This window comes from Catenovulum agarivorans YM01 (assembly GCF_000281085.1).
Taxonomy (GTDB): domain Bacteria; phylum Pseudomonadota; class Gammaproteobacteria; order Enterobacterales; family Alteromonadaceae; genus Catenovulum; species Catenovulum agarivorans.
Genome location: NZ_JH767532.1, coordinates 1 through 14,798, shown reverse-complemented (window position 1 = coordinate 14,798; position 14,798 = coordinate 1). Strand labels below are relative to the sequence as shown.

Sequence of the window (14,798 nt, the reverse complement as noted above, 5' to 3'; positions counted from 1 at the left end):
TGCGCGTAAGCAGAGTTGAAGTAAATTTATGCGTTTTAACAGTAACTCGTTTATCTTTACGATCCAATGCGGATAGTTTTTCATCTATCAAGGCATTTTTATGTATCTAATAGCTGGTTATTAGTAGTAAAAATAACGCAGAGAGATGGAAAAATAGACATATTGGGCAATTTTGATTATGCGCAACTGAGGTTAATATATGCTACAACAGGCACTAAAGCTCAGAGCCAATAAAATGAGGTTAAAATGGAAGAGATAGTTCGTGGTGTAAAAAAGTTCCAGCAACATGGCTACCCAGAGCGCAAAGCTTTGTTTAAAGAGTTAGCCAATGGTCAAAGCCCTGAAGTGCTATTTATCACCTGCGCCGACTCGCGCATTGACCCAAACCTATTAACTAATGCCGAGCCTGGTGACCTATTTATCTGCCGCAATGCCGGCAACGTGGTGCCTCCACATAGCAATGCAACTGGTGGCATGACAGCATCCATTGAGTTTGCTGTAACCATACTAGGTGTTAAACATATTGTTATATGCGGCCATACCGACTGTGGCGCGATGAGAGGTGTAATTGATCCAGCAGGATTGGATGCCGTACCACATGTCAAAAACTGGCTTGGTCATTGCCGTGCCGCTGGCGAAATCGTCAAAGCTAAATATGGAAAATTGGAGCCAGCGCACATGAACGACGTGATAGAAGCAAATGTAGTAATGCAAATGCTACATTTAAAAACCCATCCTGCTGTGGCAGTGCAGTTAGCACAAAAAACAGTCAGTATTCACGGCTGGGTGTACGACATTAAAAATGGCAAGGTGAAGGTTTACAACGAGCTAGACGATATATTTGTGTCGTTAGAACAGGCTTATCCAGAATTCTTAGATAAATAACCCTCAAAGAGGATAGTCTCGTAATGAGATTACCCTCTATAAATCGTTAGTATCTAACATACGATATTTAATCGCTAAATGGGTTAATTCAACATCACCACTAATTTTCAATTTTTCAAACATTCGATAGCGATAGCTATTTACTGTTTTTGAACTCAAATTGAGTTGCTCTGAGATGTCTTGTACCTTTTCACCACGGGTAATCATCATCATGATTTGCAATTCACGCTCTGATAATACATCAAATGGGTTTTCATCTTGCCCACCAAATTGAGACAAGGCAATTTGCTGTGCAATATCAGGTGCTATGTACCTTTGACCAGACTGGACAAGACGAATTGCTTTGATCATTTCATCTGGTGCCGCACTTTTTGTTAAATAACCAGCTGCGCCTATTTGCATGACCTTAGCAGGAATCGGATTTTCAGTGTGTATGGTCAGAAAGATAACTTTGGTGTCTGGACAATAGCGCACTATCTTTTTAGTCGCTTCCATCCCTCCAATACCGGGCATATTCATATCCATCAACACAATATCCGGATTATTTTTCCGGCAAAACTGCACCGCTTCTTCGCCAGTCTGTGCCTCGCCAACAACTTTAATACCGCGGACTTCGCTTAAAATCCGATTAATCCCTGTACGTACTAATTCATGGTCGTCGACCAATAGTATGTTTATCAACTCAGACTCCGATTAATTATTGTATTCAGGTTAGCTTCCCAGCTAGTCATATCTCACCTAATTTACCCTAGGTACTAAAAAGATTGTTATAGAAACGTCAACAAAAGTAAAGAATTAGATAACAGATTAGCGATTTATCGCGTAACTTTGTTGCGCAATGACAGGACTAACTCAGCTTCTGCTCTTGGTATTTCGCATTCAGCCATAATTTCGTCGACCGAAGCGCCCTTCTCTGCCAACTTAGCTGCGCGACTATACAACTTAGATTCAGGCTCAAATAACTCAACTTCGTTAAATTTTTGTTCAAGTTGCGCAAAGTATTGGCCTAAAGTTTTCACTGTTTTCCCTACACCAACACTTGATTGCCGCGCCTCTTCAAGTTCAAGCTTAATTATTTTGACATCTCGCTCAAATTGGCTCAGTTGCTCAGATAACGAAGCGTTGGCATCAACTAATTGACGCTTGAGCTGTTTTATTAAATAAAAAGCAACCATAAGGGCCAGCATTAGAACACCAATGCAGCCCGATAAAATCATAATTTCCATATGCGCTTAGAAAGTACTAAGTTCATCCCACTCTTCGTCACTTAATAGTTTATTTAAGTCAACAAGAATCAATAATTCGCTACCTCGGTTAGATACACCTTGGATGAATCTGGCACTTTCTTCAGTGCCAACGTTTGGTGCACTGTCGATTTCAGATGATTTTAAATAAACCACTTCAGCAACACTATCCACTAGGATGCCGATAACTTGTTTTTCTGCTTCAATAATCACAATGCGGGAGTTGTCGGTTACTTCAGATGGATTTAATCCAAAACGCGAGCGCGTATCTATTACAGTGACAACATTACCACGTAAGTTAATGATCCCAAGAACATAATCAGGTGCGCCTGGAACTGGAGCGATTTCAGAGTAACGTAGTACTTCTTGTACTTGCATTACATTGATACCATAGGTTTCATCGTCTAACTTAAAAGTAACCCACTGCAATATCTCATTATCGGCCGCATCTGCCACAGTATTTCTGCTTGCACTATTCATATTCTAAGCTCCGACTAGTGTCATTTTTTATCAAGGCTATTTAAGCCTTGCTCTAATAATTGAATCAACTGTTTAACATCCAGTAAAGCACACATTTTCTCTTTGACCAAACCCGCTAACCAAGGGCGTTTGCTATCAGAAGTGCGCCACTTAATATCCTCAGGTGCCATTGTCACTGTATTAACTAATCCTTCACAGGCTAGTCCCCAATTACTGTCACCTAACATAATTAAATATTTATAGTCTAATGAATCCGCTAACTCGTCATTATATTTTTCTGGCATCACCCACAGTGCACTATCCACTACATTAATTTTTTGTTCTCTGTGGATCATCAAACCTTTAAACCACTTAGGTTTACCAAACAAAGGTGAAACGTCAGCGAGGTTATGTATACCACCTAACTCGGTTAATGGTACAGCTAACACTAAACCTGCAACCTCAAAATACAGCGCTTGAAAATCTTCGACTGGAATCGATTTTTCAGGTGTTGTTGGTGGCGGAGGGGTTAATTCCAACTCTTCAACGACAACTGTTTGTTCAATAACTTTTGGTTCTTCTACAACAGGTGCAGGCGGAACAATTGGCTCAACAGGTATTTCAACTTGTTTTAGCAGTTCTTCAACTGGTTTTACACGTTCTGCTGCAGGTGCATAGGGTCGAACGATTTCTTTCGCTACCACTTTTTCTTGAGCTTTTGGTGCAGGTGTTACAGAAATATCAACGTCTTCGGTTAACAAAGCGTTGAGATACTCCTCCATCACCTCTTCATTTGCAAATACACCTTTACTCATGGCCCTAATCATCTAACTCCGATACAAATGTTAATAACGAGTTGTATGCGAATACACCTCGTGATTTAGGCGCATACATTGAAGGTACCAACTGCTCTAAACTAGCATCACGAAATTTGGTATCGACCGGTATTACGCTGGACCAAACGTCATCACCGTATACTTTCTTCAATTCTTTGTAAGCTTCTAACGATGCTCGAGTACGCTTATCAAACATAGTTGGTACTATAGTGTACTTATAATGCTTTTTTTGAGATTTTGCCATTAAAAACAAGGTTCTCATCATTCTTTCTAAACCTTTTAATGCCAAAAATTCAGTCTGCACTGGCACCAATATACGTTCACACGCAGCTAGCGCATTAACCATGAGTACACCTAACACTGGTGGACAATCAATTAGCGCGTAGTCATATTCGTCTTGCAAAAGTTTAATTGCTTTTTTAAGGACCAGTCCCATGCCCCCTTGATTACCCATGCGTCTGTCTAAAGTCGCAAGTGCCATAGTGGCAGGTAAAATGTCCATGTTTGCAATAGACGTTGGACACAACATTTGCAACAGCTGCTCTTTGTTCATTGAATTGCGTTTAACAAACAAATCAAAAACACTGTTGTCTAACTCTTCGGAATCAATACCAAAATAATAGGTCAAAGATGCATGTGGATCAGTATCTATTAATAATACCCGCTTGCCACGTTCAGCAAGGATCCCACCTAACGTGACCGTTGTCGTTGTTTTGCCAACGCCTCCTTTTTGATTGGCAATCGTCCAAACTATCAAAAGTGACCCTTAATCATTGCAAACTAAATTCGTTCTTTATTCTGTCAGCCATTTGGTTTAATGCAATAGACTCTGAAGAAATTCCTGCACTAGCAACAGCTTGTGGCATTCCATACACAACACAAGAATCTTCATCTTGCGCCCATATCGTCGCTCCTTGCTGCTGCAAAAATTTAGCTCCATCTCTGCCATCTGCGCCCATACCGGTCAAAATCAGTGCAAGAACTTGGCCTTTATAAGCTTTACCAACAGAAGCAAAGGTAACATCAACACTCGGTTTATAGGTTAATCTATCTGAGTTATCTTCCTTAATTAAAATCTTCGCCCCAGAGCCGACGCCATCTACTATCATTTGTTTGCCGCCGGGTGCTAAATAAGCACAACCAGCTTTCAACACTTCACCATTCTGCGCTTCTTTAACTGATATTTCACACATGCTATCTAACCTTGCAGCAAATGCGGCAGTAAATGCAGCAGGCATATGTTGAATCAACAAAATGGGTGTAGGAAAGCTTTTTGGTAATTTAGTTAAAATGGTTTGTAACGCAACAGGACCACCTGTCGATGTACCGATCGCAACAACTTTATAATTACCAGCATTTTTACTTGGGCTAGCAGCTCTGCGCTTAGATTGAATTGCTTCTAATTGAGCTCGATTGGATTGCTCGCTGGCGATAGACTCTTTCTTTTCTACTCTAGACGCTATCTGGCTTCGAGTCGCAAATCTGTTTGTACCAGCAGACTTAAGTGCAGCCATACGCATACTTATGCGTCGTTTAGAAATTTGCTTTATTCGAGTCTGCAACAAATTGACAGCTTCGTCTTTATTGCGCGCGATATCTTCAAATTTTTTCGGTAAAAAATCTAAAGCGCCAGCTTCAAGTGCATCAAGCGTTGCTTGTGCGCCATCATGCGTCAACGACGAAAACATTAAAATTGGCGTGGGATACTTTTTCATTATCTCACGCACCGAAGAGATACCATCCATTACAGGCATCTCAACATCCATAGTAATAACGTCAGGTTTAAGCTTTATAGTTTTTTCTAAAGCGTCTTTACCGTTTAATGCAGTATCCACAACAGTCAAGTCTGGATCTTGATCTATTATTTCCGACACTCGCCTTCTAAAAAAACTTGAGTCGTCTACTACCAAAACACGAATCGGCATGAACTCCGCCTTAAATTTATCCAGAGCTAACTAAACTAAATCAGCGTTTAGCGTACTTTTTTAACATGCCAGGCACATCTAAAATAAGTGCTATTCCACCATCACTAGTAATGGTAGCACCTGCCATACCCGGCGTGCCTTGCAGCAATGCATCAAGTGGCTTGATCACCACTTCCTCTTGGCCGATTAAAGAATCAACAACAAAACCAACCTGTTTACCCGCGCCAACTTGAACCACAACTACGTGACCCACTTTGCGATTGCCGCGTTTCTGCTTTTTGTCATTACGGGTTAACCAATCTTGCAAATAAAACAGCGGAATTGCTTTTTTACGCACTATCATAGTTAACTGACCGTCAACCGTATTGGTTTTTTTCAAGTCTAGATTGATAATTTCGCTGACTCCAGCAAGTGGCAATGCAAAAGTTTGCCCTGAAACTATCACCATCAAGGTTGGCAGAATAGCCAAGGTTAACGGCACTTTAATATCTAATTGAGTACCTACGCCTTTTTCAGATTTAATAACAACAGAGCCGTTAAGCTGAGTAATTTTCGTTTTAACAACGTCCATGCCCACACCACGACCAGAAATATCTGAGATCTGCTCTTTAGTAGAAAAACCTGGCGCGAAAATTAAATTGTATGCCTCAGAATCTGACATGCGAGTTGCCGCATCCGCATCTAAAATACCGTTCTTGACTGCTTTTTCTTTGAGTTTTTCTGGATCCATACCTGCACCATCGTCCGCGATGGTTAACAAAATATGATCCCCTTCTTGCGATGCGGACAATTTAACCGTACCACAACGAACTTTACCATTTGCGGCCCTAACATCTGGCATTTCAATACCGTGATCAACTGAGTTGCGCACTAAATGGACCAATGGATCAGCCAAAGCTTCAACCAAGTTTTTATCTAAATCGGTTTCTTCACCTTCTAACAACAAAGTTATTTCTTTGTTTAATGAACGAGCTAAGTCACGTACCACACGCGGAAAACGACCAAATACTTTTTTGATTGGCTGCATGCGCGTTTTCATTACCGCACCTTGCAAATCCCCAGTGACGACATCCAAATTCGCAATTGCTTTGGACATATCTTCGTCGTTTACATTTATGCCTAAACTAACCAAACGATTACGTACTAATACGAGTTCACCAACCATATTCATAATTTGGTCTAGACGTTTAGTGTCAACCCGCACTGTTGTTTCAGCTGCAGGCGCTGGGGCAGGCGCTTTTTTCTTTTCAGCTACAGCAGCTGCTGGTGCAGGAGTTTTTGCTGCAGGAGCTGGGCTAGCAGCGGGCGCTTTAGCTGCTGCTGGGCTCGGAGCTGGTGCGGCTTTAGGTGCAGGGCTTGGAGCTGGCATTTTTGCAGCAGGAGTCGGAGCAGGCGCTTTGGCTGCTGGGCTAGGTGCAGGTGCAGGTGCAGCAGGCGCAGGAGCTGATTCAGCAGAAGGTCCTTTCCGTTTACCATGTAATTGATCTAATAAAGCTTCAAATTCGTCATCTGAAATATCATCACCTGAACTTGAAACTGTAGGTGATGGTGCTGTTGACGGCGCTGGAGCAGCGTCATTGGAAGTAAACTGGCCTTTACCATGTAATTCATCCAACAGAGCTTCAAATTCATCATCAGTTATTTCATCACTAGATGAAGCTGAAACTGCGGCGACAGCAGGTGCTGGTGCAGGCGCTGGCGAGCCAGTACTTGTTGGCCCTTTATTGGCACCATGTAATTGATCCAGCAACTTCTCAAATTCATCGTCGGTTATTTCATCTAATGGCGCTGAAGAATCACCTGTCGACGTTTGCACAGTCTCGGGCTCTTCTAAAGCTGAGTCAAAAAATTCAATCGAGTCGTCACCAATAGCTTGGTCTAAGGTCGGTGCTGGTGCAGAAAAAGTCGCGTCATCCGCGGACGCTGGTTCGCTGAGTTTGTGCAAAGTATCTAATAATTGAGGATCGGCAGGCTCTGGCGTTTCTCTATTTTGAATCTGTGCAAACATCACGTTGATTGTGTCCAACGCTTGTAAAATAACATCCATTAATTCTGGGGTAACTTCACGCTGGCCTTTGCGTAAAATATCAAAAACGTTCTCAGCACCATGACAAGCATCAACTAAAGCTGTCATGGCTAAAAACCCAGCACCACCTTTAACTGTATGAAAGCCACGGAAGATAGCATTTAATAAATCAGAATCTTCTGGATTATTCTCTAGCTCCACCAGCTGCTCAGATAACTGTTCCAGAATTTCAGCCGCTTCGACCAAAAAATCCTGCAATATATCTTCATCTACATCAAAGCCCATGGAACCTGTCCCCTAATTAAAAACCTAAACTCGACAAAAGATCATCTACTTCATCTTGATTGGAAACCGCATCCACCCTTTCTTCCGCGTCAATTATCGGCCCTTCAGGACCTTCATTAACGGCTTTGTCTGTTTTTTCGGTTGGTTGTGGTTCACCAAATACTGTAAGTAAATGAATTAAGTTATCTTCTACTTCTTTTACTAATTCAATTACTCGACGAATGACCTGGCCTGTTAAATCTTGAAAGTCTTGAGCCATTAATACATCGTTTAATCGCGTCTTTAAGCTTTCGGCATCACCTTGGGATTTCTTTAATAAACTATCGACATCGTGGCAAAGTGTTTTAAATTCACTCAGCTCAATTTGGCGGTTCATTAATTTATCCCAAGTTGGAATTATATCTTTAATGTTATCGTCTAAACCTTCTGCAATAGGCAAACAATCCTCAACAGCATCCATAGTTTTATTGGCTGCTTTTTCGGTCATTTCCATCACATAACTTAAACGGTTTTTAGCATCCGGAATATCTTCTGTCGCTAAGTCGGCAATTCTCACATCTAATTGAAAATCGCCAATTGAGTTGTGTAACTGTCGCGTCAGCTTGCCTACTTCTTCAAAAAGCTCTACAGACGCTGCTTGCGTAGCGGAGTCAATAATTTGATTGGCGGTGTCGTTATCACCTTGTTCAAGGCTTGCAACTAACCGTCTAGCATCTTCCAAACTGATTTTAGGAGCATTTGGCAACAATAGAATTCTCCTAAACCACTTAACCTAAACGTTCAAATATCTTATCGAGCTTCTCTTTTAAGGTTGCTGCGGTAAATGGTTTAACTATATACCCATTCACACCAGCTTGAGCTGCTGCAATAATCTGTTCTTTTTTCGCTTCGGCCGTTACCATTAAAACAGGGATATGTTTTAACTTAGCATCAGCACGAATGGCTCTTAGTAAGTCAATACCTTGCATGCCTGGCATATTCCAATCTGTTACAACAAATTCAAAATCACCATTTTGCAACATAGGCAAGGCGGTAGCGCCGTCATCTGCTTCTGACACATTCGTAAAACCTAGGTCTCGCAGTAAGTTTTTAATAATGCGTCGCATAGTTGAGAAATCGTCTACAACTAGCACTTTCATATTCTTGTCCAAAGCTTCCTCCGCTCGCGATTATTATGTAGCAAATCAATTTATATCTGTTGCCAGCTTTTTAGCCTGGCTTTTAACCTGTGCATAGCTTGGCTGTGAATCTGACTGACGCGCGACTCACTTACATCCAACACTGCACCGATTTCTTTTAAGTTTAATTCTTCATCATAGTACAAGGATAAAACTAAAGCTTCCCTTTCAGGTAAAGTTTCAATTGCCTTGACTAAGGCGCCTTGGAAAGCGCCATGAGCCATATCTTCAAACGGCTCATCAGCATTTTTGCTGTCAGGGCTGCCGATAACGTCTTCGGTGACGCCTAAATCTTCGATGCCAATTATTTTGCCACAATTTACATCATTTAAAATATGATGGTACTCATCTAACGAAATATCAAGTTTTTCAGCAACTTCTGCGTCTCTAGCATCCCGGCCAGTTTCTTTTTCTACTTCGGCAATAGCCTGTGAAATCATGCGGCTATTTTTGTGAACAGAACGAGGCGCCCAATCACCACGACGGATCTCGTCTAACATTGCACCTCGAATTCGAATACCAGCGAAAGTTTCAAAACTTGCGCCTTTACTACCATCAAAATTTTTCGAAGCTTCAAGCAAACCTATCATGCCAGCTTGAATCAGGTCATCAACCTGAACGCTGGCGGGTAAACGAGCCATCATATGATGAGCAATGCGTTTAACTAAACCAGCATGCATTTCCACCAATGCCTGTTTTTGATCTACAGTTTGGTAAGCCGCCACTTTATTCACAACAGACTAAGCTCCTGGTGCAACCAATTGTTCAATGAAAAATTCTAGATGCCCAGTAGCATTATCTGGTATGGGCCAACGTCCCGCTTTTGCGGCTAAGGTTTTAAACGCAATAGCGGCAGGTGATTTCGGAAACGCATCTACGATTGTTTTCTGTCGTCTGACCGATTTTCTAATGTTTTCGTCAAACGGGATTATTGCAACCAATTCAATGGCTACATCTAAAAATCTATCTGTCACTTTGGATAGTTTAGCAAATAATTCTTGACCTTCACGCATTGAACGAACCATGTTGGCAACTATTTTGAAACGAAATACGCCAAAGTCGCGATTCAATACTTTCATTAATGCGTAAGCATCTGTAATTGAGGTGGGTTCATCACATACCACAACCATAACATCTTGTGCTGCACGGGAAAAACTCAGCACCATGTCAGAAATACCTGCTGCGGTATCAACAATTAATACATCAAAATCTTTTTGCAATTCACTAAATGCTCGGATTAAGCCAGCGTGCTCCTGTGGCGTTAGCTCAACCATATTACGTGTACCAGAAGTAGCGGGGACAATTTGAATACCATGTGGACCTGTTAACAATATGTCATCTAAGCCACATTCTCCCGCTAATAAATGAGATAAATTCTTCTCTACACGCAATCCCAACATTACGTCAACATTAGCTAAACCTAAGTCAGCATCAAAAACGAGTACACGCTTGCCTTGCTGTGCCATTGCAACAGCCATATTCAGCGATACATTGCTTTTACCAACGCCACCTTTGCCGCCTGTGACTGCAATTACTTTTACTCTTTTTTGCTTCATATTTCGAAGGCCATTGGCCTGATCACCTAACTGGTTCATTATCTTCATAAATTCTTATTTATATATAGGCTGTCTTGCGCCATCTGTAAACCAGTATGGATGAGAAAAATCTCTTTCGTCCATTAATCCGGCTGCCTTATCGGTTAAATACTGTGCACTTGCTGCTTTTATATCCTCTGGCACGCGCTGACCATCAGTAAGATACCCGATTGGCAGGGCATTTTGAATGGCAACACTAATAATTTCTCCCAAACTCATGCTTTCATCTAATTTGGTGAAAATACAACCTGATAACGAAATTCGTTTAAATTGTTGTACAGCTTCCATTAAAACACGACGCTGTGCTGTAGCCTGTAATACTAAATAACTTCGAATCTTAACATTAGTTGATTTCATCAGGCTATCTAATTGTTCAGCTAAACGTAAATCACGTTGACCAACGCCCGCTGTGTCAATTAATACTAGTTTACGATTACGTAACTGATGAAGTGTATCAGCCAATTCTTCTGAATGAGATACGACCTTACACGGACAACCAATAATCTTCGCATAAGTTTGCAATTGTTCATGTGCGCCGATGCGATAGGTATCGGTTGTTACTAAAGCAACTGAGTCTGCACCATGTTTTTTCGCAAAATGCGCAGCTAACTTAGCCACTGTGGTTGTTTTACCCACACCAGTTGGCCCTAATAATGCCACTACACCACCACGACGCATAATGTCATTGTTAGTTACATTAATTTGATTGGTTAATAAGTCTAATGCATGTTCCCAAGCTTCATTTTGATCTATGTCACTTGGTAAAAAGCTAGCGATTTGATCGGCAACGTCACTTGAAATACCCATTTTAACCATACGGTCAACAATATAAGCGCGAATCGGTTCACTACGCGCCATTTCTTGCCACATCAATCCAGAAACTTGATGTTGTAATAAACTTCTAAGTTCAGCCATCTCAGCTTTAATCGATGTTAGCTCTTCATTATTTGATTCAGGTTGAGCTTGTGCTTGCACAGGTTTTGCGTGAGTTTGTGGTTGTGAAGCTTGCAACAATGGCGAATTGCGCCAATCATCTTCCATTTCGTCTTGGTCAACTGCAGCAGCAAGTGAACGCATCATACGTTGTTTGTTGGCACGTAAGTTTTTTTGCATGTCACTTTCTTGACGTTTGTTTTGTTCACGGCTATATGCAGGTGCTGGTTGGCTTTGACGTTGCAATAAAGACTGTAAGCTGTCAGACATTTTTATTTCTTCAGCTTCTTCACGAACAGGCGCAGTTGGTGCCGCGGCTACTGGCTGTGAAGCCTGCTGTGCTGGTTCAGCATCAATCGCTGCAACTATCTCTATACCTTCTGGTACTTTAGTATTTGACATAATGACAGCATCTGGCCCTAAAGTCGCTTTAACTTGATTTAATGCCGAACGAATATCTTTTGCTACAAACCTTTTAATTTTCATCAATCCTCCTCAGCCACGCTACATTTTTATGCACGGACAAAGCAATGCTCAGACAAATATTTGACGTTACTGTCCTATCGAGTGAACGATACGAATTTGTTTATCATCCGGTATCTCTTGATACGACAGCACATGTAATCCGGGTACAGTGTGTTTGGTAAACCTAGCCAGCACGTTTCTTAGTATGCCGGAGGTTAATAACACTGATGGCTCACCATTCATCTCTTGTTGTTGAGATGATTCTTGCAAGGCATTTTGTATGCGCTCTGCAAGCCCTGGTTCTATACCACCACCTTCTGCTCCACCTGCTTGCATAGACTGATGCAATATTTGCTCCAACTCTGGCGCCAAAGTTATGACAGGCAGTTCTTCTAAGCCATTGGATATTTCTTGAACAATTAATTTTCGTAGCGAAATTCTTATCGCAGCCGTTAAGACATCGGGGTCTTGGCTCTTAGGTGCATACTCAACTAAGGTTTGAACTATGGTGCGCATGTCACGAATTGCCACACCTTCAAACAATAAATTTTGCATAACTTTAACGACACACGACAAACTTAAGATGTCAGGCACTAAACCTTCAACCAACTTAGGATAAGATTTCGCCAACATATCCATTAAGTTTTGTGCTTCTTCATGGCCAATTAATTGCCATGCGTTATTGGTTAGCAACTGACTTAAGTGAGTCGCGACTACAGTAGAAGCGTCTACTACTGTATAACCTAGGGTTTGAGCTTGTTCGCGTTGGTCTGGGTTAATCCACACAGCTTCTAGGCCAAATGCAGGATCTGTTGTTTTAACCCCTTTAAGATTACCAAATACTTGCCCTGGATTGATCGCCATTTCTTTGTCGTGATAAATTTCAGCTTGGCCTATCACTACACCCATTAGAGAAATTCGATAAACATTTGGTGATAAATCTAAGTTGTCGCGAATGTGTACTGCAGGCACCAAAAAGCCCATTTCTTGCGACATTTTTTTCCTAACACCCTTAATGCGCGAAAGCAGTTCACCACCTTGCGATTTATCCACTAGAGGAATGAGTCTATAGCCAACTTCTAAACCAATTACATCCATAGGTTGAACATCATCCCAGCTGATTTCTTGAGGCTCTGCCGCAGGTGCTGCATTTCCTGGAAGTGCTTTGCTGCCAGTATTGGCTGAACCAGCTTTATTACCATCGCGCCCTTTGATTAATGCACCTGATTTTGACTTAGGTGCTTCACTACGTTGTTTATTCAGCCAATATGCCGCGCCCGCAACTACAGCAGCCAAACCAAGAAATGCAATATGCGGCATACCCGGCACTATGCCCATAACAAATAAAATAGCGGCGGCTATATATAAAGCTTTGGAGTTACCTAACTGATCAGTTAATTGATCGCCCAAATCGACCGAAGTATTTTGACGCGTAACTATGATTGCAGTGCCAACCGACATTAAAAGTGATGGAATTTGTGCAACCAAACCATCACCTATAGTTAATAAGGTATAAATTTCAATTGCATCAGAAAAGTTAAGATCGTGCTGAACCATGCCAATAATCAAACCACCGGCAATATTGATTAACATGATCAACAAACCAGCTATCGCATCACCTTTTACGAATTTACTCGCACCGTCCATAGAACCATAAAAATCCGCTTCATCAGTAATTTCTTTGCGGCGTACAACCGCTTCTTCTTGGCTAATAAAACCTGCGTTTAAGTCGGCATCTATCGCCATTTGTTTACCTGGCATACTGTCTAGGGTAAAACGAGCACTTACTTCAGAAATACGACCTGCACCCGCAGTCACAACTTTAAAGTTAATAATCATTAAAATGGCAAAAACAACTAAACCAACTGCGTAGTTGCCACCTATCACCACCTCACCAAAAGAGGCGATAACTTGTCCGGCGGCATCACCACCATTGTGGCCTTCAAGCAAAACGATACGGGTAGAGGCAATGTTTAATGCCAAACGCAAAACGGTTGCAATTAAGATAACCGTCGGGAAAGCGCCAAATTCCAGTGGTTTTAACGTGTAAATAACCACCAGCAATATCACCATAGACAAAGCGATATTAAACGAAAACAAAATGTCTAATAGGATGGCCGGCAAAGGTAAAACAACCATAGCAAGTATGGCCAAAACAACAAATGCGACACCAAAGCCCGTCATCTGTTGGAAATTATCTTTACTCAAATTAAATTTTTGCAAAGTTTGCGTTAACTGCATACGTCAATAATCCAGCACCCTCATATAAGTGAGGCTAGCTCTGCAAAAATAAGGCCAGGCTGCTTAAACCGCTTGAAGAATATCGTATAACAGAGTGGGATCAGTTTGAGTTGGCTGCTGTTCGTCAGCTGCTTGCTGTAATGCAAATAAACGATTGCGCGCATGTAATGATAAATTATCAATTACATGTTGGTCGATTTTAGCTTTATCATTAAATTGTGATAGCGCAGGCGGATTTAAACAAGCAACAAGTTTATTCATTGCCAGTCCTGCAAAATTTAACGCATAACTCTGGTCAAGCGCTGATTCAAAAGCGGCATCGTCTGCAGCCACTTTATATTGATGAACAACACCCAGTTGTTGTTTTAAATAAGCTTCGTCTGATTCAAAAGCTTGTTGTTGCTGTTTAGCAATTTTAAATTGGGCGTTTTCACAAACATTTTCATCCAGCATAGCTAACAACAAAGCAAAATCACCGCGGTGATTTTGTTCCAAAGCGCGATTAAGCGAATTTGAAATATGTCCTTCGTTGATAATTTGCATTTTTGCTGAGTAATTAATCAATATGAATAAAAGTTACTCTTTACATCGGCCTTTGAAAAAAAAACTTAAGTTTTTTTACAAAAAAGCTTTACAGCACAATTTAATTTGATAGTATGCGCGGCGTCTTCCGGAGGGGTTCCCGAGTGGCCAAAGGGATCAGACTGTAAATCTGACGGCTCTGCC

Annotated in this window: 15 protein-coding genes; 1 reads left to right on the top strand and 14 read right to left on the bottom strand. The window is 41.4% G+C overall.

Features of this window, described 5'->3' with window-relative positions; all coding sequences use genetic code 11:
• The first annotated feature begins 246 nt into the window (after positions 1–246).
• Positions 247–885 carry a carbonic anhydrase gene (locus WSC_RS0114880; protein ID WP_016956742.1) on the top strand — a complete coding sequence of 213 codons (639 nt, stop codon included), beginning with the start codon at positions 247–249 and terminating at the stop codon, positions 883–885.
• A 36-nt stretch (positions 886–921) separates the two neighbouring features.
• On the opposite strand, the gene uvrY is transcribed toward WSC_RS0114880, so the two are convergent.
• The 14 genes from uvrY to WSC_RS0114810 all read right to left on the bottom strand — a co-directional run bounded on the left by uvrY (position 922) and on the right by WSC_RS0114810 (position 14,615).
• Complete coding sequence (uvrY, locus tag WSC_RS0114875) at positions 922–1,566, bottom strand: UvrY/SirA/GacA family response regulator transcription factor (protein ID WP_016956741.1); 645 nt, start codon at positions 1,564–1,566, stop codon at positions 922–924.
• Between the two features lie 134 nt (positions 1,567–1,700).
• Complete coding sequence (locus tag WSC_RS0114870) at positions 1,701–2,072, bottom strand: DUF2802 domain-containing protein (RefSeq protein WP_157447311.1); 372 nt, start codon at positions 2,070–2,072, stop codon at positions 1,701–1,703.
• A 45-nt stretch (positions 2,073–2,117) separates the two neighbouring features.
• Positions 2,118–2,609 carry a chemotaxis protein CheW gene (locus tag WSC_RS0114865; protein ID WP_016956739.1) on the bottom strand — a complete coding sequence of 164 codons (492 nt, stop codon included), beginning with the start codon at positions 2,607–2,609 and terminating at the stop codon, positions 2,118–2,120.
• A 20-nt stretch (positions 2,610–2,629) separates the two neighbouring features.
• The gene (locus tag WSC_RS0114860; protein ID WP_026016872.1) at positions 2,630–3,403 is read right to left on the bottom strand and encodes a chemotaxis protein CheW; all 774 of its coding nucleotides are present in this window, start codon (positions 3,401–3,403) and stop codon (positions 2,630–2,632) included.
• Positions 3,404–3,407: 4 nt separating this feature from the next.
• Positions 3,408–4,181 carry a ParA family protein gene (locus WSC_RS0114855; protein ID WP_016956737.1) on the bottom strand — a complete coding sequence of 258 codons (774 nt, stop codon included), beginning with the start codon at positions 4,179–4,181 and terminating at the stop codon, positions 3,408–3,410.
• Positions 4,182–4,194: 13 nt separating this feature from the next.
• Entirely contained in the window at positions 4,195–5,349 is a 1,155-nt protein-coding gene (locus tag WSC_RS0114850; RefSeq protein ID WP_016956736.1) for a protein-glutamate methylesterase/protein-glutamine glutaminase, read from the bottom strand.
• A gap of 40 nt (positions 5,350–5,389) precedes the next feature.
• Positions 5,390–7,660: a chemotaxis protein CheA gene (locus tag WSC_RS0114845; RefSeq protein WP_016956735.1), complete on the bottom strand. Its 2,271-nt coding sequence runs from the start codon at positions 7,658–7,660 to the stop codon at positions 5,390–5,392.
• A 16-nt stretch (positions 7,661–7,676) separates the two neighbouring features.
• Complete coding sequence (locus WSC_RS0114840) at positions 7,677–8,408, bottom strand: protein phosphatase CheZ (protein ID WP_016956734.1); 732 nt, start codon at positions 8,406–8,408, stop codon at positions 7,677–7,679.
• A 19-nt stretch (positions 8,409–8,427) separates the two neighbouring features.
• A complete protein-coding gene (gene cheY / locus WSC_RS0114835) occupies positions 8,428–8,811 on the bottom strand; it encodes a chemotaxis response regulator CheY (protein WP_026016871.1) in 384 nt (127 codons plus the stop codon).
• A gap of 38 nt (positions 8,812–8,849) precedes the next feature.
• Entirely contained in the window at positions 8,850–9,572 is a 723-nt protein-coding gene (locus tag WSC_RS0114830) for an RNA polymerase sigma factor FliA (RefSeq protein ID WP_016956732.1), read from the bottom strand.
• A gap of 6 nt (positions 9,573–9,578) precedes the next feature.
• Complete coding sequence (locus WSC_RS0114825) at positions 9,579–10,433, bottom strand: MinD/ParA family protein (RefSeq protein WP_016956731.1); 855 nt, start codon at positions 10,431–10,433, stop codon at positions 9,579–9,581.
• 15 nt (positions 10,434–10,448) lie between these two features.
• Complete coding sequence (flhF, locus tag WSC_RS0114820; RefSeq protein WP_016956730.1) at positions 10,449–11,852, bottom strand: flagellar biosynthesis GTPase FlhF; 1,404 nt, start codon at positions 11,850–11,852, stop codon at positions 10,449–10,451.
• A 66-nt stretch (positions 11,853–11,918) separates the two neighbouring features.
• Positions 11,919–14,072, bottom strand: a complete 2,154-nt coding sequence (gene flhA, locus WSC_RS0114815; protein ID WP_016956729.1) for a flagellar biosynthesis protein FlhA — start codon at positions 14,070–14,072, stop codon at positions 11,919–11,921.
• A gap of 63 nt (positions 14,073–14,135) precedes the next feature.
• Entirely contained in the window at positions 14,136–14,615 is a 480-nt protein-coding gene (locus tag WSC_RS0114810; protein ID WP_016956728.1) for a VC2046/SO_2500 family protein, read from the bottom strand.
• Between the last annotated feature and the right edge of the window lie 183 nt (positions 14,616–14,798).